This is a genomic window from uncultured Turicimonas sp. (assembly GCF_902477955.1).
Taxonomy (GTDB): Bacteria; Pseudomonadota; Gammaproteobacteria; order Burkholderiales; family Burkholderiaceae_F; genus Turicimonas.
The window spans coordinates 66257-87714 of sequence record NZ_CABSJB010000004.1 but is presented as its reverse complement, the minus strand read 5'-3'; the positions used below and the strand labels follow the sequence as shown (position 1 = coordinate 87714).

Genomic DNA, 21458 nt, shown 5'->3' with positions numbered 1-21458 from the left:
ATACCTCAAAAAACAGTCTGCGCTTGTCTGGTCTCTCTGGCGATGTCTTCGCCTTTTGCTCAAGGACATGTGATTAAAGACATAAGACTAGAAGGAATTTCACGTACAGAAGCAGGTACCGTGTTTTCTCACTTGCCGATTAGAGTAGGCGATACCTACACACCGGAATTAGGTGCTGAGGCCTTGCGTTCTCTCTATGCTTCCGGGATGTTCCGCGACATCGAGCTGGATATGGACGGCAATGTGTTAGTTGTTCGTATTCAGGAACGTCCTACTGTTGCGGGTATTGCTACAACCGGCATTTCGGAATTCGATAAAAAAGGCGTTGAAAAATCGTTGAGAGACGTCGGACTTGCTGAAGGCATGATTTTTGACCGCTCCACTCTGGAGAGAGCCACTCAGGAATTGAGAAGACAATATTTGGCTCGCGGTCGTTATGCAGTTGAAATCAAGACTACCGTCACTCCGTTAGAAAGAAACAGGGTCCGTGTCAATATTGACGTTGATGAAGGAAACGTTTCGAAGATTCAGCAAATCCGCTTTTTCGGCAACACTGTTTACGACGAAGGCGATTTGCGTGACGAAATGCAGTTAGGCACGCCTAACTGGTTCTCTTGGTACACCAAACGCGATCAGTACTCCAGAGAAAAACTGCAGGCTGACTTAGACGCTATTCGAGCTTTGTATAACAACAACGGATACCTGGATTTCAGAATTGACTCTACTCAAGTTTCCGTCAGCCCGGATAAATCCAGTATTTATGTCACCATTAACGTTTCTGAAGGTAAAAAGTACAAAATCAAAGATATACGCTTGACAGGCGATATGCTTGGGTTGGAACCGGAATTTGAGTCTTTAATTGATATTAAGCCGGGAAGTGTTTACAACGCTTCTGAAGTTAATGAGCTGAGCAAAAAGTTTATCGACAAGCTTTCTACTTTAGGCTATGCCTTTGCGCGTGCCACTCCGGAGCCCTTAACAGAGGGTGCTAACAGCGATGAAGTTTCCTTGGTCTATACCATTGACCCGGGGCGCCGAGTGTACGTTCGTAAAGTCAACATTACCGGCAATACCAGAACTCGCGATGAAGTTATTCGCCGTGAAGTCAGACAGTATGAATCCAGCTGGTTTGACAGCGATAAGGTTGCAGTTTCAAGAGACAGAATCGACAGACTTGGTTTCTTCGAAACCGTTACAGCCGAGCCCCATCCTGTAACAGGATCTCCGGACGAAGTTGATTTGGAAGTGAAGGTTAAAGAAAGACCGACCGGTAATATCTCTTTAGGTGCCGGTTACTCCACTTCAGAAGGTATTATTTTGAGCGGTGGTTTTGCTCAAAACAATATTTTCGGTACCGGTAATTCTTTATCCGTTGAAGTCAATACGTCTAAGAGTACTCGCACTTATGCTGCGACCTTCACTCAGCCGTACATTACTACTTCCGGCATCAGCCAGTCTTTCGAAATTTACGACAGACGTATGGACCTGGATGAGCTCGAAATTACTGACGACGTTAAGTACGAGACCTATGGTGCCGGTGTTACCTACGGTATTCCAATTACCGAAAATGACCAAATCTTCTTAGGCGGCAAAGTTGAAATGACCGATGTTAAGGTCGGAAGCAGGGCTCCTCAAAGATATTGGGAATATGTGCGTGATTACGGCGACAAACCGAAATCTGTTGCTGCTACATTAGGATGGTCAAGGGATAGTCGAGACAATGTGTTGGCTCCGACAAGAGGCCGTTACCAGAGATTGTTCGGTGAAGTTTCTCTGCCGGTTTTAGACCTGAAGTACTACCGTGCGACTTATCAATTCCAGCAATTCGTTCCGGTTACTAAGTCCATTACTTTTGCCTTTAATACTGAAATCGGCTATGGAGACGGATATGCCGGCAAACCATATCCGTTCTTCAAGAACTTCTACGGCGGCGGTATCGGTTCTGTCAGAGGTTTTGAATCTTCTTCTCTCGGACCTAGAGATTCTGACGGTGATGCTTCCGGTGGTAATAGAAAGTTCAACTTCTCGCTCGAACTCTTGACGCCGATACCGGGTGCTGATAGAACTTTGAGAATGTTTACCTTCTTGGACGGCGGATGGGTTTGGGGCCGAAAAGCCGAGTATATTGGCTCAGGTGCTAACCGTACTGTTAGATACAAGAAAGATAAGCTAGACTTCGGTGATCTCAGATACTCCGTAGGTTTTGGTCTAGCTTGGATTTCACCGATGGGTCCGCTTAAGTTGAGTTTCGCAATACCTCTTAACAAGAAAGATAACGACGAACTTGAAAGATTCCAGTTCCAAATCGGAACAGGCTTCTAATATTTATGGCACAATTCAATAATTGTGTTGGAGATAATATTCATGCAAAAAAAATTGTTAACACTCGCATTGGTTTCTTCACTTTTTGCAGTTGGTGCAACAGCCGTCCAAGCTGCTGAAATGAAGATTGGTGTTGTAAATACAGAAGTTATTCTTCGTGACTCTCCTGCTGCCCAAGCAGCCAGCAAGAAGTTGGAGCAAGAATTCTCTAAACGCGACAAAGACATTAATGCAGCCGGTCAGAGACTTAAGAGCGACATCGAAAGATTCGAAAAGAACGCTTCCACAATGACCGAGCAGGAAAGAATCCGTAAGCAGAGAGACCTCGGCGAACGTGACAGAGACTTCCAGAGACGTCAAAGAGAGCTCAGAGAAGACTTTAATCAGAGACGCAACGAAGAACTCCAGAAGCTTTTGCGTCAAGCTAATACAGTCATTAAGAACATCGCTCAGCGTGAAAAATATGACTTAATTCTTCAAGAAGCCATCTACGTTAATCCGAAGATTGATATAACGGACGAAGTTCTTAAAGAACTCAAGTAATTCTCACCAATTGGCAGACTCTTGTCTGCCAATTGTGTATAAAGCCGGGGGCTTCCCTCGGCTTATGTCTTTCAGTAACGGATGTTTCAACTTTGCACGACATTAAGTTGAATGCAAAAGATTCTTTTTAGAGGTTCTAAATCATGATTCATAAAACAGGGCCAATTACTCTGATTGACTTAGTCGATCGTATTAAAGAGTTAAGCAACGATACGTTGCTTAGTACCATCTCTGCTAATGGCCAGAATGAAAAAATCAATATGATTGCTCCTTTGGAGACCGCAGGCCACGGAGACGTTGCTTTCTTGGCTTCTCCGAAGTACAGAGAAGAGGCAAAGAACTGCAAAGCTACGGCTCTTGTTCTGACTGAAGAAGACAAGCACGCTATTTGGGGCGATAAAGACCCGGAAAGAATCACCGTTATTACAAAAAATCCGTACGCTTGGTTTGCCTACGCTCTCCAAGTCATGCTTCCTGAAGTCAAGCCTGAACCGGGAATCAGCCCAAAAGCTACTATTGAAGACGGCGCTGTCGTTGATCCGACGGCTACCGTTGAGCCCGGTGTAGTTATCAAAGCCGGTGCAAAGATTGGTGCAAAAGCTTGGATCGGCGCAAATTCCGTCATTTCCGAAGGCGTTGAAATTGGTGAAGGAACACATCTTTATCCGAACGTCAACATCTACTACGGATGCAAGATTGGACGCAGAAACGTTATCCATTCCGGGGCAGTTATCGGGGCTGACGGATTTGGATTTGCTCCGTTGGATAAGATGTATGTAAAGATTCCGCAGGTTGGCACAGTTGTGACAGGAGACGATGTTGAAATCGGCGCTAACACTTGTATTGACCGCGGTGCTTTGAACAATACTACTATCGGAAACGGTACCAAGATTGATGACTTGGTTATGATTGGCCACAACTGTAAAGTCGGCAATAACGTTGTTCTTTCCGGAAGAGTAGGGATGGCAGGAAGCACTACGATTGGCGATAACTGTCAAGCCGGAGGCGGCGCCGGATTTGCAGGTCATTTGTCGGTTCCTGCAGGTACAATTATCGGAGGCGGTGCCGGAGTTCCAGGTACAATTGACACCCCGGGATACTACGCAGGATATATGCCTGCTTTGCCCCATAAAGAATTCTTTAACATTCTTTCTGTTATCAAACGTTTGCCGGAAATGAGAAGATCCCTCAAGCGAGTTGAAGCAAAGTTAGATTCATTAAATAAAACTGAGTAAGCAATGCAAGATATCAATGACATTATGAGGCTTCTGCCTCACCGTTATCCGTTCCTTCTGGTTGACAGAGTTTTAGAAACAAACGGTGTAGACAAGTTAATTGCAATTAAGAACGTTACTGTAAACGAACCCCAGTTTACCGGCCACTTCCCGGGCGTCCCTGTAATGCCTGGTGTCTTAATCATTGAAGCGATGGCTCAAGCCTGTGCAATGCTGGCTTTTGCACGCATGGGCGGCGAAAGAGATCCGAACAAGCTCTTCTATTTCGCAGCTATCGATAACGCCAGATTCAAACGTGTCGTCATCCCCGGCGATCAGCTCCGTTTTGAATGCACTTTCCTTAGAGAGAAAGCGGGTATGATCAAAATGCACTGCGATGCTACAGTTGACGGCGTTTTAGCAGCTTGTGCTGACATGATGTGCTCTTATAAGGCCTCAAGATAATTTTTTGGAAAATCTCTATGGCGCAAATTCATCCGACTTCTATTGTTGATCCGCGTGCAGAACTTGCAGATTCTGTCTATGTGGGTCCGTTTTGTACTATCGGTCCGGAAGTCAAAATCGGCGATGGCTGCTGGTTTCAGAGTCATATTGTCGTAACCGGCAAGACCACTATCGGCTCTAATAACAAGTTCTATGCATTTGCTGCTGTAGGCATTGAGCCCCAGGATAAAAAATACAAAGGCGAAGACACCTGCTTGGTAATTGGAGACAACAACGTTATCCGTGAACACTGCACACTTTCCGTTGGTACTGTCCAGGACAAAGGTCTGACGGAAGTTGGCAGCAACAATCTGCTGATGGCAAACGTGCATATTGCGCACGACTGCAGAGTCGGTAACAACACGATTATTGCTAATAACGTCGGTTTGGCCGGCCACGTAGTGGTATGTGACGATGCCATCATAGGCGGCCAGTCCGGTATTCATCAGTTCGTGCGCATCGGCCGCGGAGCGATGCTCAGCGGCGGCAGCATGATGAGACAAGACGTTTTGCCTTTCTGTAATTATCAAGGCTATCCCGGAGCTCCCTTCGGCGTCAATATTGAAGGCATGAAACGCCATGGTTACTCTCGCGATGCTATCCATACTGCGAGAGAGGTCTATAAATTGATTTTCAGAAGCAATTTGAATGTTTCAGAGGCATCAGAAGCTATCAAGACTTTATGCGCTGAAATAACAGACCCGCAGTCGGTCATGGTTGCTGACACAATGAGAGAATTTATGGAAACTTCTCCCAGAGGTTTGGCAAGGTAATGGAGAAACTGCCTGCACCCAACATTATTTGGTCAGCCGGGGAAAATAGCGGAGATTTCCTGGCATCCGAAGTACTGCCGTCCGTGATGCAGGAATTTCCTGAAATTGAAATGGACGGCATCGGCGGAGACCGGATGATTCAGTCCGGTCTTACTCCTTGGTTTCACGCAAAAGACCTTTCAGTTAGAGGTTATATCGAAGTCATCAAGCATCTGCCGAGAATCTTAAAGATTCGTTCTCAGATGTTGAAGCGTGTGACCAAAATGCCTCCTAACGCCTTTATTGGAGTAGATGCACCTGACTTTAATTTAGCTATTGAAGAAAGAGCTAAATCAAAGGGAGTTCCTGTAATTCATATGGTTGCGCCTGCAGTATGGGCATGGCGTCCTAATCGTATTCACCAAATCAAACGAGCTGTTGATCATCTTTTACTGATCTTCCCTTTTGAAAAAGAGATTTTTGATAAGGCAGACATTCCCAGTACTTATATCGGCCACCCTCTGGCACGTCTGATTCCGTTAGAGCCTAAGACGGAAGAAGCAAGAAGAGAGCTGGGGCTTCCTGTTCAGGGCCCTGTAGTGGCAGTTCTTCCCGGGAGCCGAAAGGATGAAATCAAATGGTGCGGTCCTCAATTTTTTGGCGCCTGCGATGTGATCCTGAAATCAGATCCGTCGGTTAAATTTATTGTTCCGGCCGCTGATGAGGCAAGAAAGGCGGAAATTTCCAAAATTTTGGATACTTTCCCGAAAGTCAAAGAGGCAACGGTATTGACCTTAGGAAATTCTCATAAGGCAATGGAATCATCTGACGCCATTCTAGTGGCAAGCGGTACGGCAACGCTGGAAGCCGCTCTCTACAAAAAGCCTTTAGTTGTCGGTTATGCCATGCCTGCTCTTTCGGCTATGCTTATTCTTTCAAAGGGCCAGACGAAGTGGATCAGCCTCCCAAATATTCTTGCGCAAAAGACTTTGGTTCCCGAGTGCGTGCAGATGTTCTGCAATCCTGATATCTTGGCGTCTCATATCTTGCATGCACTTGAGCCTACCAGAGCTGAAATGCTTCGTGATGTTTTTACTGAAATGCATCATTCTCTGCTTCGAGATACACCTAAACTTGCTTCCGAAGCTATTGCGAAAGTTTTGCACAAAAGCTAATGGGCTATCTTTTTGATTCTTTTGATGAAGATTTACTCTGCGGAGTAGACGAAGCGGGAAGGGGGCCTTTGGCCGGTCCCGTGGTAGCGGCGGCCGTCATCTTTCAAAAAGCTCATCCTGTAGAACATGTTCGAGACTCTAAAAAGTTGAACGAACATCAAAGAAATGATCTCGAAGCCAAAATTAAAAAAGGAGCTCTCTGCTGGGCAATCGGGACTGCTTCCGTAGAAGAAATCGACTCTCTCAACATTCTGCAAGCTACCTTCTTAGCTATGAAAAGGGCTGTTGAAGGATTGAATCCGCAGCCGGATTTCGTTCTTGTTGACGGAAACCGGCTTCCCCGCTGGAATTACCGAAGCGAACCGATTATCGGCGGAGATGACATTATTCCTGAAATTTCGGCCGCATCAATCTTGGCTAAGACTTATCGTGACCGGTTGATGCTTGAGTACGCAGAGAAATATCCGCAGTATGGTTTTGAGCATCATATGGGGTACGGAACAAAAGAACATTTAGAGGCTTTGGAAAAGTTCGGCGCCTGTGAGATTCATAGAAAGACGTTCCGTCCGGTAACCAATGTTCTAACCCGCTCAAATAGTAAAGGAGTGGAAGATGCAGTTAATCACATCTGAAAATAATGAATTAGTGAAACAGCTCAAAAGGCTTAATCAGTCAAATCGGTTTTGTAAGAAAGAAGGTTTGACGATTGCCGAGGGGGTCCATTTGGCTAAAGAACTAATTCATCGTCAAGATCTTATCAAGGCAGTAGTCATCAAAGAGGGGGCGCATGAGAAGAGCGAAATTTCAGAGATTTTGTCTCAATTGCATGATTCTTCTATAAAGCATTACGAGTTTAGTCAGGGCGTTTTTAATAAAGTCTGTCCTGTTGAAGAGAGCGCAGGGATTCTTTGTCTGATTCGAATTCCTTCTGAGCCGGAGATACCTCAGGACTCCGATTGGGTATTTCTTGATGACGTGCAGGATCCGGGCAACGTAGGAACAATTGCCAGAAGTTCTCTTGCCTCCGATGTTTCTAATTTGGCAGTAAGTAAAAACAGTGCCTATCCATGGTCGCCAAAAGTGCTGAGAGCGGGGATGGGCGCACATTTTCGAATGAGGATTTTTACCTCTCTATCCCTAGAAGATATCAAAGAACAGACGAAGAATGTTTGCTTAGTAGCAGATGCACGAGGCGGTCAGTCTTTGTTTAACAGCTTATGGGGTGAGAACGGTCAGAGAACCATTTGGGTATTTGGAAATGAAGGCCAAGGCGTCAGTGAGGAAACCCTAAAGCTCTCTGACAAACGTCTGATTATTCCTTTGAATCCGGCAGTGGAGTCTCTTAACGTTGCGATGGCTGCGACAGTGTGTCTTTTTGAACAAAAGAGACGACGTGAGGCTTAATTTTCCTAGACAAAACAAAAGAGCCTCGAAAATGAGGCTCGTCGAAAATTCTAAATTTACATTCCCATATGCGGGTCTGCTTTGATTTTAAGTTTCAATAGAATCGTGGCAGAGATTTCTTCAATAGACTTAGATGTAGAAGAAAGGAAAGGAATTCCTTCTCTCCACATCATTTGTTCCGCTTCTCTCGTTTCATATTGACAATTTTCCAGAGAGGCATATTTAGAGTCAGGTCTTCTTTCGTTTCTTATTTGAGACAATCTTTGCGGTGAAATTGATAATCCGAATACCTTGTTCTTGTGAGCCTCTAAAGCGGGAGGCAGGACGCCACGCTCAAAATCTTCAGGAATTAAAGGATAGTTTGCAGCTTTGATTCCGTATTGCATGGCCAGGTAAAGAGAAGTTGGAGTCTTACCGCTGCGAGAAACCCCGACTAAGATGACATCGGCTTGATCTAAGCCATTGTTTGTCTGGCCGTCGTCATGAGCTAAAGTGTAATTGATTGCATCAATTCTGCGGTTGTATCTTTCTTGGTCTCCAATTTCATGACTCTTTCCAACGGAATGGTCGCTTGGAATACCCAGTTCTCTTTCTAAAGGTCCAACGAAAGATCTAAATAATTCAATGACAAATGCATTGCAGTATTCGTTGAATGTGGAGGCCAATTCTCTGGCCACCAATGTAGAGAATACCAGAGGACGAATTCCGGTCTCTTTACCTACCTCATTGATTTTTAATGCAGCTTCTTTAGCTTTATCCACTGTATTGATAAAGGGCATGCGGTAACGGGAATATTTCAAACCGTGAAACTGAGCTAAGACGGAATTAGCTAAAGTTTCTGCCGTAATAGCCGTAGCGTCTGAAACAAAAAAGACGGTTCTAATGTGCTCACTATTTTGAGAAGGTGTTTCTTCGGTTGTCATTTTCAGCCCAATTTGTGTTTACAAGGAATTTCCACAAAGATAAGGAAATAAAGTTAAAATTTACCAAATTTTCCTAAACCTTTTAGAGGTAAAAATGCAACAAGGACGTTTTGTCATCCCCTTTAGCAAATTACGTATGTCCGACGTTGAAATCGTCGGCGGTAAGAATGCGTCTTTAGGCGAACTTTTAAGTCAGCTTACAGAAGCAGGTATTCGTGTTCCTGATGGTTTTGCTACCACAGCTGAGGCTTTCAGAGTATTTCTTAAAGAAGGCGGATTAGATAAGCGAATCGAAGAAAGATTAAAGACTTTAGATGTTGATGATGTCAAGGAATTGGCAAAAGCCGGCGCTGAAATCCGCCAATGGATTGAAGAGGCTCCTTTCCCTGCACAGTTAGAGAAAGAAATTCGTGAACATTATGAATGGCTCAAAGGCGATCAAGAACAGATTTCCGTTGCCGTTCGTTCCTCCGCTACAGCTGAGGACTTGCCGGATGCTTCTTTTGCCGGTCAGCAGGAAACATTCCTCAACGTCGTCGGAATCGACCAAGTTTTTGCCCGTATGAAAGAAGTTTTTGCTTCTCTTTATAACGACAGAGCTATTTCATACCGTGTTCACAAAGGTTTTGATCACTCCGTAGTTGCATTGTCCGCAGGCGTTCAAAGAATGGTTCGCTCTGACAAAGGCTGCGCCGGCGTTATGTTCACAATGGATACAGAAAGCGGCTTTGATCAGGTTGTCTTTATTACCGCTAGCTACGGTTTAGGCGAAACAGTTGTTCAGGGTGCCGTTAATCCGGACGAATACTTTGTTCATAAGCCAATGCTTGAGCAAGGCAATTTCCCAATCATCCGTAAGGTACTTGGAAGCAAGAAGATCGAAATGGTCTTCGATACTGACAAAGCCTCCGGAAGATCCGTTAAGGTCGTTGACGTTCCGGAAGCTGAACGCAAGAAGTTTGCTTTGAATGACAACGAAATCATTGAACTTGCTAAGTACGCAAGAATCATTGAAAAGCATTATGGTCGCCCGATGGATATTGAATGGGGCAAAGACGGTATCGACGGCAAACTCTATATTCTCCAGGCTCGCCCGGAAACAGTTAAGTCTCGTCAGAAATCCCAAGACGTTCAGGAAAAATTCGTTCTCCTTGGAAAGGGCGAAGTTTTAGTAACCGGCCGTGCTATCGGTCAGAAGATTGGCTCCGGTAAGGTCAAGATTGTTGACGGTCCTGAACAGATGCATTTGGTTCAAGAGGGAGATATCCTTGTTACTGACATGACAGACCCTAACTGGGAACCGGTCATGAAGAAGGCTTCTGCTATCGTTACAAACCGCGGCGGCCGTACTTGCCACGCAGCTATTATTGCTCGTGAATTGGGTATCGCAGCCGTAGTCGGATGCGGCAACGCCACAGAAATTCTGAAAGACGACCAAGAAGTTACCGTTTCTTGCGCAGAAGGCGATACAGGTTACATTTACAACGGTTTAGTTCCGTACGAAATTAAAGAAGTTAAGCAAGGTGAACTTCCGGAATGCCCGGTCAAGATCATGATGAACGTGGGCAATCCTCAGCTTGCTTTCGAATTCCAGAGCATTCCTAACAAGGGTGTTGGTTTGGCTCGTTTAGAGTTCATCATCAACAACAATATCGGAATTCACCCGAAGGCCTGCTTAGATTATCCGAATCTTCCTGAAGACTTGAAGAAAGCAGTAGAAGAAGCCAGCGCAGGCTATGCAAGTCCGCGTGAATTCTTTAAAGAAAAACTTGCTGAGGGTGTTGCTACTATCGGTGCCGCATTCTGGCCGAAGAAAGTTATCGTCAGAATGTCTGACTTCAAGAGCAACGAGTACCGTAAGTTAGTCGGCGGCAAGCAGTATGAACCGGAAGAAGAGAACCCAATGCTTGGCTTCCGCGGTGCAAGCCGTTATGTTTCTGACGACTTTAAAGAATGTTTCGCAATGGAATGCGAAGCATTGAAGAAGGTTCGCGATGAAATGGGTCTGACTAATGTTGAAATCATGATTCCGTTTGTCAGAACTCTCAGAGAAGCTAAAGAAGTCAACGACAGATTGGAAGAACACGGACTTAAGCGCGGTAAGAACGGTTTGCGTCTGAACATGATGTGTGAAATCCCAAGCAACGCCGTTTTGGCTGAACAGTTCTTGGAATACTTCGATGGATTCTCCATCGGCTCCAACGACTTGACTCAGCTTACACTTGGATTGGACCGCGACTCTGGCTTGATTGCTCACTTCTTTGATGAGCGCGATCCTGCTGTTAAGAAGCTTCTTTCGATGGCAATCAAAGCTTGCCGTGAAAAAGGTGCTTACGTTGGTATTTGCGGTCAAGGTCCTTCCGACCATCCGGATCTGGCTCAGTGGCTTATGGAAGAAGGCATTGAATCCATCTCCTTGAACCCTGACACAGTGGTCAATACTTGGAGAAAGTTAGCCGCCGCTAAGAAATAATATTTCTAGTTAAGCTAATTTAGATATACTTAAACGGCTGTCAGCGAATGCTCGACAGCCGTTTAGCATATGAGAAGAAATTTATGAGTCTGACATTTTTTTGGTTTGTTGCAGCAGCGATTATTGGAATGTTGGATCTCTATTTCGTTAACATCCTGTTTTTAATTATTTCTGCTTCCTGTTTCATTGCAGGTTTCTCAAGTCTGTTTTTTACCTCCGTCTTCGTTCAATTGGCCATTCTGATTTTGTCCTCAGGTCTTTTCTTTGCAATTCTGCTGACAGTTAACTCCTTAGATAGAAATGAGGTCCCGGCCTCAGAACGATTAAAGCGGCAGATTGGCAAGAAAGTTGTGGTTCACGAATGGATGGACAACCGCTTTGCTAAAGTTCAATTTGACGGCAAAGTTTGGGAAGCAGAAATTGCATATACCTCGGGAGAATCTCTGACTCCCGGTCAATACAAGATTTGGAAAATATTACCTAACCGTCTTGTCCTAATTAGAGCGTAGCTATGGAAGAAAAACTTTCTCCCGAGCAGGCGAGCTTGCCTAGCTTGGATGACTCAAAGACATTAAAAGCCCTTTTTCAATCACAGGCTCATGCAATTGCCAATAGATTGAGTGAAGCGCAGAGAAAAAACGTTGCGCGCAGTGAGGTTGTAGAAACAGATAAGAAGGCAGCGGCATTAATGGCCTCAACATTATTGGGGCTGAACCCCGCGTTTGAAAAGCCTGTCGTCAATACTCCTGAAAAGTTTGAAAGAAATATTCGTTCCGGATTGGCGGAGGAACTTAAAAAGACCGGATTTAGTGAGAAAGACCTGGAAGATAGGACAGCTTTGTTCCAAATTGCCAGTTATATCTTCACTAATGAAGTACATCAATTAATCAATGAATTGTCCAAAGATCCGGACAATATCGAAACCAATGGAGCTAAAGCTCTGAATGATCTTTTAGAACGCTGGAGTTCTATTTTGGAGAGACAATAAATGGCAGGATGCGGCACATGCGGATCATGCAGACCCGACCATAGTTCAAAGGCTCCTCAAAGTCCTTCTTTAGTGAACCTGGAGGTTGTCAGATCAATTTTCAGCCAAGCCGTTATTAACATGATGAGACGGCATATTTCCAATGCCCAGGGAGAACTGGATACTGAGAAAATGCTGGAAAAAGATGCTTTTTTAGCACAGTGGCTCGGAGATACATTTACCGGAAAGAACCCTCACTTTGAAGTCGGTCCTGAAAATTGGAATCCGAATGGTCTGGCGGCCTTTTTAAGAGAAAACTTAGCACACCTTCCTCAAGCCAAGGACTTGCTCATCGGAGATGATGAAGAAGTTATCTACAGCATTTCCAAATTATTTAAAGATCAAGCTCAAGGCGCCATTTCCGGCTTTTTAGCCGAAGGAAATTTTTCTACCTATCCCGAGGAGCTCCCGCCTTATGCCTCTCAGTTTATTGAGGCATGGGCAATGCTTTACACCGGCGCTCCTTTATAACTTTTAAAGAGAAGAAAATGGAAAATTTTGAGTTCTATAACCCAACAAAATTGTTTTTCGGCCGTGGTCAAGAAACAAGAATCGGTTCTCTTTTAGTTGAAAAAGTTGGAACTGATTCACAGGTTTTAGTTGTTTACGGCGGTCAAAGCGCAAAGAAGAGCGGCCTTCTTGACAAAGTCACTTCCAGTTTAAAAGCGAGTGGAATCAACTTTGTTGAGCTCGGCGGCGTGCGTCCTAATCCAACTTATGAAAAAGTAAAAGAAGGCGTAGTTTTGGCCCGTGAAAAGAACATTCAAGCAATCGTGGCCGTCGGAGGAGGCAGCGTTATTGATACAGCTAAAGCTATCGCAATTTGCGTTCCGTACGAAGGCGAAGGCTGGGATTTCTTTGAAAAAGGAGTTGTGCCTAAAAAAGCACTTCCAGTGGCTTGTGTCTTGACACTTCCTGCAGCCGGCAGCGAACAGAGCAAGCGCATTGTTATTTCTCATCAAGGTAGAAAGCTCGGAACCGGCAGCGACATTGTCAGACCTTTCGCCAGCATTATTAATCCTGAGCTTTTCTTTACACTGCCTCCAAAACAGGTTAGAGCCGGTGTTATAGACATGATGAGCCACATCATGGAAAGATACTTCACTCAAACTCCTAATACGGATTTTATTTCCGGACAAGCAGAAGCTGCCTTAAGAAGCATCATGAAGAACGGCCTTATTTTGAGAAAAGACTCTCAAAATTACGAGGCCTGGAGTCAGATCGGTTTGGCCGGCTCCTTTGCACATAATGGTTTCTACGGCTTGGGACAGAAGGAAGACTGGGCATGCCACGGCATGGAGCATGAGATCAGTGCTTGGGACGAAACAATTACACATGGTGAAGGACTGGCTGTAGTGACTCCGGCTTGGATGACTTATGTTTGGAAGGAGAATCCGGCCCGCTTTGTCCAGTTCGCTCAGAACGTGATGGGAGTGAAAGAAGATACTGAAGAAAAGACAGTATTAGCCGGCATTGCAGCGTTAAAGAATTTCTTTAAAGAAATGGGAGCTCCGGTTACATTAGCAGAGCTCCATGCTGAAAATCTGGATCCTAAAGAATTAGCTGAGAAAGCAGTCAAGATTCCCGGAACCTTAGGTAACTTCAAGAAACTTCACTCCGAAGACATTGTCAAGATTTTTGAGTTAATGCGTTAATTTCTGAAATCTTGAAGGAAGGCCTGCGTAGTTCAAAGCTCGCAGGCTCTTAATTTCTCATCTTCTTTTTCATTAATCTTTGTTGTTCGCGCTTCCAGTCGCGTTTGCTTTCCTCAGCTCTTTTCTCGAACTTTCTCTTGCCCTTGGCCAGCCCGATAGTTAATTTAACTTTACCGCCCTTGAAGTGCATGTCTAAAGGAACCAAGGTATAGCCGGCTCTTTCAATCAAGCCGATAATTCGCATGATTTCTTTTTTATGCATCAGCAGTTTTCTTGTGCGTGTCGGCTGGGGTTTTTCATGTGTGCTGGCGGTACCAAGAGGAACTACCTGAGCATTTAAAAGAAAAAGTTCACCTTCGCGAACGAAGATATGTGCTTCTGTGATTTGTGCTCGACCCTCTCTAATGGATTTGACTTCCCAACCTTGAAGCACAAGTCCTGCTTCATACTTATCTTCAATGGTGTAATCAAAGCGAGCTTTTTTATTTTGAATAAGTGCCACTTTTAAACCTCTTATGAATCCATGACGGCGCAAAATTGTGCCTCATGTCGAAAAATTACAGTCGAATTTTAACAAAATCGAGAACTTATCCTAGGCTAATTAGCAAAGGTGGGCAGTGGCGGTGTAATAAATCAACTTGAAAATGTTTAAATCGCCGGCAGAATCGTATGCTCACCTCTAGTTCATAGTAATCAGATCGGAACACACTTTCGAAAGGCAACTACATTTGGCCGTTCTTTTGGGCGGAGGCTTTTCGGAGAATGAGCTAAAATCCAAAGCGACTATTGGAAATATCAAAAGTTTTGCACAAGATATTTCTTCCAATTACTTTTCTTTCCGAGGTATTCGTGCGCATTTTCTTAGTTAATCAATCAGACAACGGATTAATAAAAAAAGAAATTGTTTGTCCGGACAGACTTCATCTTTCCGAATTCAAGGATCAGTTCATTTCTCCATTAAAGGAAGGATGGAATGTCAGCGTCTGGGACGAAAACCGCAGTGACGGTTACGAGTTAAAGGACGGCGATAGGGTAGAAGTCTGCGGCCCGCTTCTTGTGGATCCAAAGATTGCAAGAATGAAGAGGGCTGAAATCAAAAGACAGTCCCATGTCAGTAAAAGAAGGCATGCCGGTAATCGTAAACCATAACTTGTTAGAAAAGTGAATTTCGATTTTGAGTTCTCTGTCTAGGTATAATCGCTTTTTGTGTTTAGAGGTATAGTATGCGACTCCTTCAAAAGGCACTCACTTTTGATGACGTGCTTCTCGTTCCGGCTTACTCAAACGTTCTTCCAAGAGAAACCGTCCTTTCTACTCAGTTCACACGTAATATCCGATTAAATCTTCCGCTTTGCTCTGCTGCTATGGATACAGTTACTGAATCCAAGTTGGCTATCGCACTTGCTCAAGAAGGCGGTATCGGTATTATTCACAAAAACATGACCGCTAAGGCACAAGCTGCTGAAGTTGCCAAGGTCAAGAGACATGAAGCAGGCATGGTTGCTGATCCAATTACAATCGGCCCTGACATGATTGTTGCAGACGTTCTCAGACTGACAAGAGAACATCACATTTCCGGCCTTCCAGTCGTCTTAGAAGGTAAAGTTTTAGGTATGGTTACCAACCGTGACTTAAGATTTGAAGAAAGACTGGACGCCAAGATCAGTGAAATCATGACTCCTGCTGAGAGACTTGTCACCATCAAAGAAGGCGGCACTCTCGAAGAAGCCAAAAACCTCATGCACAAACACAGACTGGAAAGAGTTTTAGTTGTTGACGACGACTTTAACCTTAAAGGTTTGATGACAGTTAAAGACATTACCAAAGCTACAGAACATCCATACGCAGCCAAAGATTCTCACGGCAAACTTTTAGTCGGTGCTGCTGTTGGTGTTGGGGCAGGTACAGAAGAAAGAGTCGAGCTTCTAGTTGAAGCCGGTGTGGACGTTATCTGTGTTGATACAGCTCACGGACATTCTCAGGGAGTTTTGGACAGAGTTGCTTGGGTGAAGAAGCACTATCCGCAGATTCAGGTTATCGGCGGCAACGTTGCAACAGCCGCTGCTGCGTTGGCTCTCGTTGAATACGGTGCAGATGCTGTTAAAGTCGGTATTGGCCCAGGCTCTATTTGTACAACTCGCGTTGTTGCCGGTGTTGGTGTTCCTCAAATCACCGCTATTTCCAACGTTGCCGAAGCTCTTGCAAATTCCGGCGTTCCATTAATTGCGGACGGCGGTATCCGTTTCTCAGGCGACCTTGCTAAAGCCATTGCTGCCGGTGCTAACTGCGTAATGATGGGCGGTATGTTTGCAGGTACTGACGAAGCTCCGGGCGAAATCATTCTTTACCAGGGCCGTTCTTACAAGAGCTACCGTGGCATGGGTTCCCTCGGTGCTATGAAGAGAGGTTCAGCCGACCGTTACTTCCAGGACAATAACAACGGAAACGTTGACAAATTTGTACCAGAAGGTATCGAAGGTATGGTTCCTTATAAAGGCAGCGTCTTAGCCATCATCTACCAAATGGCTGGGGGTCTGAGATCTTCCATGGGCTACTGCGGATGCGCAACAATCGATGAAATGAGAACAAGAGCTCAGTTCGTTGAAATTACTTCAGCAGGTATGAGAGAATCTCATGTCCACGATGTGAAGATTACAAAAGAAGCTCCAAACTATCGTTTAGAGCATTAAACTCACATGAGGTAGACGAAGGACCGTGGCGGATTACCAAAACGGTCCCTTTTGTTATTTGAAGAGTAAAGCTAATGAAACACGATCGAATTTTAATTCTGGATTTTGGAAGCCAGGTCACTCAGCTGATCGCCCGCAGAGTGCGTGAAGCTCATGTTTACTGCGAAGTACATTCCTGTGAGGTGACTAATGACTTCATCAGAGATTTCAATCCGAAAGGCATCATTCTTTCCGGATCTCATATGAGTGCCTATGAAGAATCTACTGATGTTGCACCAGCAGCCGTTTTTGAACTCGGAGTTCCTGTTCTCGGCATCTGTTACGGTATGCAGACCATGGCAGAACAGCTCGGAGGTAAGGTTGAAAGCGGAGCCCAGAGAGAATTTGGTTACGCTGAAGTCCGTGAACATGGCCATACAAAATTGTTAGAGAAAATCTCTGATTTTACAAATGAGGAAGGTCAGAGCTTCTTAAAAGTTTGGATGAGCCATGGTGACAAGGTCACCAAGATGCCTGAAGGCTTCAAACTCATGTGCTCTACACCGAGCTGCCCGATCGCCGGTATGGCGGACGAAAAGAGAGGCTTCTATGCCGTTCAGTTCCACCCGGAAGTTACTCATACAGTGAAGGGTAAAGAAATCCTCAATACTTTTGTGTTGGACATCTGTAAAGCCAAACCTGACTGGATTATGGGCAACTTTGCTGAGGAATCCGTTCAGAAGATTAGAGAACAAGTCGGCAAAGATGAAGTTATCCTCGGACTTTCCGGCGGTGTTGATTCCTCTGTAGCTGCTGCTTTGATTCATAAAGCTATCGGTGACCAGCTGACATGTGTTTTCGTTGACAACGGCCTTTTGCGTTTGCATGAACGCAAGCAAGTTGAAGAAACTTTCCGCAAGAATATGGGAATGAAGCTTGTTGTCGTTGATGCAAGCGAACGCTTTATGCACGAGCTCAAAGGCGTTACAGATCCTGAAGCTAAGAGAAAGATTATCGGCCGTTTGTTTGTTGAAGTTTTCCAAGAAGAAGCCGCCAAGCTTCCTAATGCAAAGTGGCTTGCTCAGGGAACGATTTATCCTGACGTTATCGAAAGTGCTGCCGCTAACACAAAGAAGGCTAAGACAATTAAGTCTCATCATAACGTTGGAGGACTGCCTGAAACGCTTCACCTTAAACTCTTGGAACCGCTTCGTGAACTCTTCAAGGATGAAGTAAGAGAGCTTGGATGTGAATTAGGTTTGCCGGCTGAAATGGTTTACAGACATCCGTTCCCAGGTCCAGGTTTGGGCGTCAGAATTCTTGGGGAAGTTAAGAAAGAATATGCTGATCTTCTTCGTCAAGCGGATGCAATCTTTATCGAAGAACTTAGAAATGCTGATTGGTACGATAAAGTCAGTCAGGCTTTCGTTGTATTCCTTCCTGTTAAGAGCGTAGGCGTAATGGGCGATGGCAGAACTTATGACTGGGTTGTTTCTTTAAGAGCGGTTCAGACATCTGACTTTATGACTGCTAAGTGGGCTCACTTACCGTATGAGCTTCTTGGTAAGGTTTCCAACCGTATCATTAATGAAGTCAAGGGTATTAATAGGGTCTGCTACGATGTGTCCGGTAAGCCACCAGCAACAATCGAGTGGGAATAGAAATATAGTGTTTTAATACGTTTCTCAATGTTCTAGGGTGTTTCAAAAAACACCCTTTTTTAACATTAAAAATCAATAAATTAAACGTACTTAGAGTTTCTAAACGTTTGCTGATGTTTCCCACTGTTTAGCTATGTACCACATTCAATTTCATGGTTTATTTCATGGTTTCTGTAGTTAAAATTTTATGAACCATGATTTTTTAGGTCATGGTTCTTGTTCTTATCATGGTTCCAATTTTTCCATGAAGGCTAAACTGTTAGGCATCACACATGCAAAAATAAAGTTTTTAAAATCACTCAATTAAGCAGTACTAACAAGCTGGATTGGTTTTAGAGATTTGAAATATTTCTTTTTAAAGTTTAAAGCTGCTTTTCCCGGGGAGGGTATCGACACTTGAAACTACCTGAGCGATGAGATGGAGATTTTGTCTGGGAGAGGTCGGATTTTTGCTATTCAAGAAAGATTCGTTTCCTCTGAATAATCCTCAGTCACCACCACGCAATTTAAAGAAGACCCTCATTTTCATTCTTGGTGACTAATGGGCAACGTTTAAGGCAGTTAAAGAATTCTTGAAGACAAGAGGTTTCGGTTGAACATTGATTCGTAAAAATACCTATCCTCTTAAATTGCCACTCTTATTCATAAATCGTAATATTTAGGGGTGGGAAATTTTCTCACTTTCTAAAACCAAGGTAAACATATGAAGATAAAAAATAAAGTTTTACTGGCGACATTGTCGTCTGCATTCATGATCCTCGGCACAGCAAATGCTGAATCCATCATTATTGAGTCAAATACAACAAAAGACATCCCCGATGTTGTGATCGCAAACGGTGAGATGCTCAATAATGCTGCGGGGGGGGGTATTAAATTCTGACAGCGTGGTGATTAATGGCGGAGACATTTTTAACGATGGAACCATTAACACCAAGACAATGGACATTACTTTTAATCATATTCCGAATGATCGTCTCTCAGGAGTGATTAACGCTTCTGAATCCATTGTTTACAAGGGACGCCCAACTAATCAACTCGAATTTCCTGTTAAGGCAATTCTTTCAACACCTCTTCTAAAAATAGAAAACACAGCATTTTCGGTAGAAACAGGACTTTTGATTGAAAGCTCTGAAGTGCTTAAAAATGTGAAGCAAATTAAAATTGTCAGCGGAGGAACCAGAACAGGCCTTGTTTTCAGGTCAAAAGATCCTATAACTGTTTTGGCTCCCATAGAATTGACAGGAGGAGATGCTCGTATTGAAGCTAGTTATGGAACGACACTCAATTTAGATAAGGTTTATTCGACTTATACCGGAGCTGGGAAGAACAAACCTTTGATTCAAGGCACTACAAACGATCAGAATCAAGTAACAACCATCAGCATTAAAGAACTTGCTGCCAACGAAAATGGATATTTTTGTCTTACTTCCTGGTCTGCCCCAGAAAATAAAGGTGAGGTTATTTACAACTTAGATACCATAAATCTTGAAAATAATTCAAAATTAGAAGTTAAGAGCGGAGGTACACATAATCTTCCTCCAATCACTATTAATGGTAAGGGTGAGAATCAAGCTTTAACCATTAATATTACAGGCTCAGCTGTGGCTGATTTCGCAGGGATAAAAATCTCCGAAGAGGATCTGGCGGCCGATCCTAACCCTTCAAATGTTGCTGTGAATGCCGACCAGCTTCTTGTAAACATCTCCTCTTCAGATCCAAGTGCTTCCAAAGTTTATTTACCGGGCCAGACAGACCTTTCCAAAACGAAGATTGTCGTGAAAGCAGATGGGACCTCTGCAACTGGAAAAGCCGAAGAGGATTTAACGAAATTAAGTTCAGTAGTTCAAATCGTATCCAAATCGGATGATAAAACCCATCTGATTCAAAATGGTTTGAACGGCGTTGAACTTGTTCAATTGCCGGGTGATATTACGGACGGCGCAAAGGGAACGTCCAACGCCGACGGCACCGTCTCAGACGTTGCAGTGGATGTTAACCCAAACAAGCCTACTACCCCGGACACTCCCGATACCCCGGATACTCCCTCAGATATAGTAATCATTGGAAACCCGGTTGTGAAAGGAGTCGCTGAAATGTCAGCGCTCAACTACATGATTTGGCGTAATGAGATCAATGACATGACCAAACGCCTTGGTGATGTTCGAGACAACCTGGATCTGAGCAACGGATTGTGGGCCAAGGTCTACAACGGCCGCAGTAAATACGGCTCATTGAGCGTTAAAAATAAATACACAGGTTTGCAGTTTGGCGCGGACCGCAAATTTGATGTAACTGATTCGTCCAAGTTGATTGTCGGCGCGGCCTTCTCTTATACGGATGGCAATAACTCATTTAATCTTGGCTCCGGTGACAATAAGCTCTACAGTTTCAATATTTATGGAAGCATGATTTGGGATAACGGCATCTATGTAGATGTTACGGGTAAGTACGGTCGATTACACAATGATTTTAAGATCAACAATTACGGAGACCTTACGAAGACTTCTTATCACAACAACGCGTTTTCTCTTTCAGCAGAAGCCGGTTGGAGAATCTTCCCGATTAATAACATTGTCTATGTTGAGCCTCAAGCAGAACTTATGTTCGGCAGAGTCAATGGTGCCTCTTTTAGAACTTCATCAGACGTCAGTGTTCATCAAGACGCGATTAGTTCTGTAATAGGCCGTGCAGGCGTGGCTTTCGGAGCAAAATGCCCAAGCGGTAGAGGCGGAGCCTTTATCAAAGCCTCTGTTCTTCACGACTGGAAAGGAGATGCGAAGTATTCTTTTAACAAAGGTACGACTCGCCACGAGAAGTTATCTTTAGGAGACACTTGGGCAGAATTTAAAGTTGGCGGAAATGTTAATTTCGGAAAGAACTTGCAAGCATTTGGTGAAGTTGAGACCGATGCGGGCGGAAAGGTTCGCACGGAATACCGCGTGCAATTGGGCGTTCGTTATTCTTTCTAGTTCAAGCTTAGTATAGAAGTTCACAACTCCAGACCTCCGGCATTGTCGGAGGTCTCCTCGGCATTTAAGACCGCAATTTTTAATCCTAGACAAACATGAAGTAGCGTTATATCAACATAAAGAACATGGGAGAAGGCAGCCCAAAAAGCTCGAGTACTTTTGGACTA

Annotated in this window: 20 protein-coding genes; 18 read left to right on the top strand and 2 right to left on the bottom strand. The window is 44.2% G+C overall.

What is annotated here, in order from left to right; translation table 11 throughout:
• The first annotated feature begins 42 nt into the window (after positions 1–42).
• The 8 genes from bamA (at position 43) to RDK53_RS02345 (ending at position 7914) form a co-directional block, all read left to right on the top strand.
• Positions 43–2322, top strand: coding sequence for an outer membrane protein assembly factor BamA (bamA, locus tag RDK53_RS02380; protein ID WP_308513113.1), 2280 nt, complete (start codon positions 43–45; stop codon positions 2320–2322).
• A 42-nt stretch (positions 2323–2364) separates the two neighbouring features.
• Positions 2365–2865, top strand: coding sequence for an OmpH family outer membrane protein (locus RDK53_RS02375; protein WP_066592972.1), 501 nt, complete (start codon positions 2365–2367; stop codon positions 2863–2865).
• Between the two features lie 143 nt (positions 2866–3008).
• Positions 3009–4100, top strand: a complete 1092-nt coding sequence (gene lpxD / locus RDK53_RS02370; RefSeq protein WP_277037611.1) for a UDP-3-O-(3-hydroxymyristoyl)glucosamine N-acyltransferase — start codon at positions 3009–3011, stop codon at positions 4098–4100.
• A 3-nt stretch (positions 4101–4103) separates the two neighbouring features.
• Entirely contained in the window at positions 4104–4544 is a 441-nt protein-coding gene (gene fabZ / locus RDK53_RS02365; protein WP_066592968.1) for a 3-hydroxyacyl-ACP dehydratase FabZ, read from the top strand.
• Between the two features lie 17 nt (positions 4545–4561).
• Positions 4562–5356, top strand: a complete 795-nt coding sequence (lpxA, locus tag RDK53_RS02360; protein WP_308513112.1) for an acyl-ACP--UDP-N-acetylglucosamine O-acyltransferase — start codon at positions 4562–4564, stop codon at positions 5354–5356.
• On the top strand, positions 5356–6510 hold the full coding sequence (gene lpxB / locus RDK53_RS02355) for a lipid-A-disaccharide synthase (protein ID WP_308513111.1): 1155 nt from the start codon (positions 5356–5358) through the stop codon (positions 6508–6510). Before lpxA ends, lpxB begins: the two co-directional genes overlap by 1 nt.
• Positions 6510–7142: a ribonuclease HII gene (rnhB, locus tag RDK53_RS02350; RefSeq protein ID WP_308513110.1), complete on the top strand. Its 633-nt coding sequence runs from the start codon at positions 6510–6512 to the stop codon at positions 7140–7142. The genes lpxB and rnhB overlap by 1 nt, the downstream gene beginning before the upstream one ends.
• Positions 7123–7914, top strand: coding sequence for an RNA methyltransferase (locus RDK53_RS02345; RefSeq protein ID WP_308513109.1), 792 nt, complete (start codon positions 7123–7125; stop codon positions 7912–7914). The genes rnhB and RDK53_RS02345 overlap by 20 nt, the downstream gene beginning before the upstream one ends.
• 56 nt (positions 7915–7970) lie before the next feature.
• Here RDK53_RS02345 and RDK53_RS02340 read toward each other — a convergent pair whose 3' ends face one another.
• Positions 7971–8837, bottom strand: coding sequence for a pyruvate, water dikinase regulatory protein (locus RDK53_RS02340; RefSeq protein ID WP_066592953.1), 867 nt, complete (start codon positions 8835–8837; stop codon positions 7971–7973).
• A gap of 94 nt (positions 8838–8931) precedes the next feature.
• Here RDK53_RS02340 and ppsA point away from each other — a divergent pair, with 94 nt between their 5' ends.
• From ppsA to RDK53_RS02315, 5 genes are all read left to right on the top strand, one after another.
• Complete coding sequence (ppsA, locus tag RDK53_RS02335) at positions 8932–11310, top strand: phosphoenolpyruvate synthase (protein WP_308513108.1); 2379 nt, start codon at positions 8932–8934, stop codon at positions 11308–11310.
• A gap of 83 nt (positions 11311–11393) precedes the next feature.
• A complete protein-coding gene (locus tag RDK53_RS02330; protein WP_066592946.1) occupies positions 11394–11819 on the top strand; it encodes an NfeD family protein in 426 nt (141 codons plus the stop codon).
• A 2-nt stretch (positions 11820–11821) separates the two neighbouring features.
• Positions 11822–12298, top strand: coding sequence for a hypothetical protein (locus RDK53_RS02325; protein WP_289640103.1), 477 nt, complete (start codon positions 11822–11824; stop codon positions 12296–12298).
• On the top strand, positions 12299–12808 hold the full coding sequence (locus RDK53_RS02320; RefSeq protein WP_308513107.1) for a hypothetical protein: 510 nt from the start codon (positions 12299–12301) through the stop codon (positions 12806–12808).
• A 17-nt stretch (positions 12809–12825) separates the two neighbouring features.
• Positions 12826–13992 carry an iron-containing alcohol dehydrogenase gene (locus RDK53_RS02315; RefSeq protein ID WP_308513106.1) on the top strand — a complete coding sequence of 389 codons (1167 nt, stop codon included), beginning with the start codon at positions 12826–12828 and terminating at the stop codon, positions 13990–13992.
• Between the two features lie 49 nt (positions 13993–14041).
• On the opposite strand, the gene smpB is transcribed toward RDK53_RS02315, so the two are convergent.
• The gene (smpB, locus tag RDK53_RS02310; RefSeq protein WP_308513105.1) at positions 14042–14494 is read right to left on the bottom strand and encodes an SsrA-binding protein SmpB; all 453 of its coding nucleotides are present in this window, start codon (positions 14492–14494) and stop codon (positions 14042–14044) included.
• Between the two features lie 347 nt (positions 14495–14841).
• Here smpB and RDK53_RS02305 point away from each other — a divergent pair, with 347 nt between their 5' ends.
• The 5 genes from RDK53_RS02305 to RDK53_RS02285 all read left to right on the top strand — a co-directional run bounded on the left by RDK53_RS02305 (position 14842) and on the right by RDK53_RS02285 (position 21291).
• Positions 14842–15141, top strand: coding sequence for an RnfH family protein (locus RDK53_RS02305; protein ID WP_308513104.1), 300 nt, complete (start codon positions 14842–14844; stop codon positions 15139–15141).
• A 74-nt stretch (positions 15142–15215) separates the two neighbouring features.
• Positions 15216–16682: an IMP dehydrogenase gene (gene guaB / locus RDK53_RS02300; RefSeq protein ID WP_066592932.1), complete on the top strand. Its 1467-nt coding sequence runs from the start codon at positions 15216–15218 to the stop codon at positions 16680–16682.
• 74 nt (positions 16683–16756) lie between these two features.
• On the top strand, positions 16757–18322 hold the full coding sequence (guaA, locus tag RDK53_RS02295) for a glutamine-hydrolyzing GMP synthase (protein ID WP_308513103.1): 1566 nt from the start codon (positions 16757–16759) through the stop codon (positions 18320–18322).
• 703 nt (positions 18323–19025) lie between these two features.
• Positions 19026–19202, top strand: coding sequence for a hypothetical protein (locus RDK53_RS02290; RefSeq protein ID WP_308513102.1), 177 nt, complete (start codon positions 19026–19028; stop codon positions 19200–19202).
• Positions 19174–21291, top strand: a complete 2118-nt coding sequence (locus tag RDK53_RS02285) for an autotransporter outer membrane beta-barrel domain-containing protein (protein ID WP_308513101.1) — start codon at positions 19174–19176, stop codon at positions 21289–21291. The genes RDK53_RS02290 and RDK53_RS02285 overlap by 29 nt, the downstream gene beginning before the upstream one ends.
• Positions 21292–21458 lie beyond the last annotated feature (167 nt).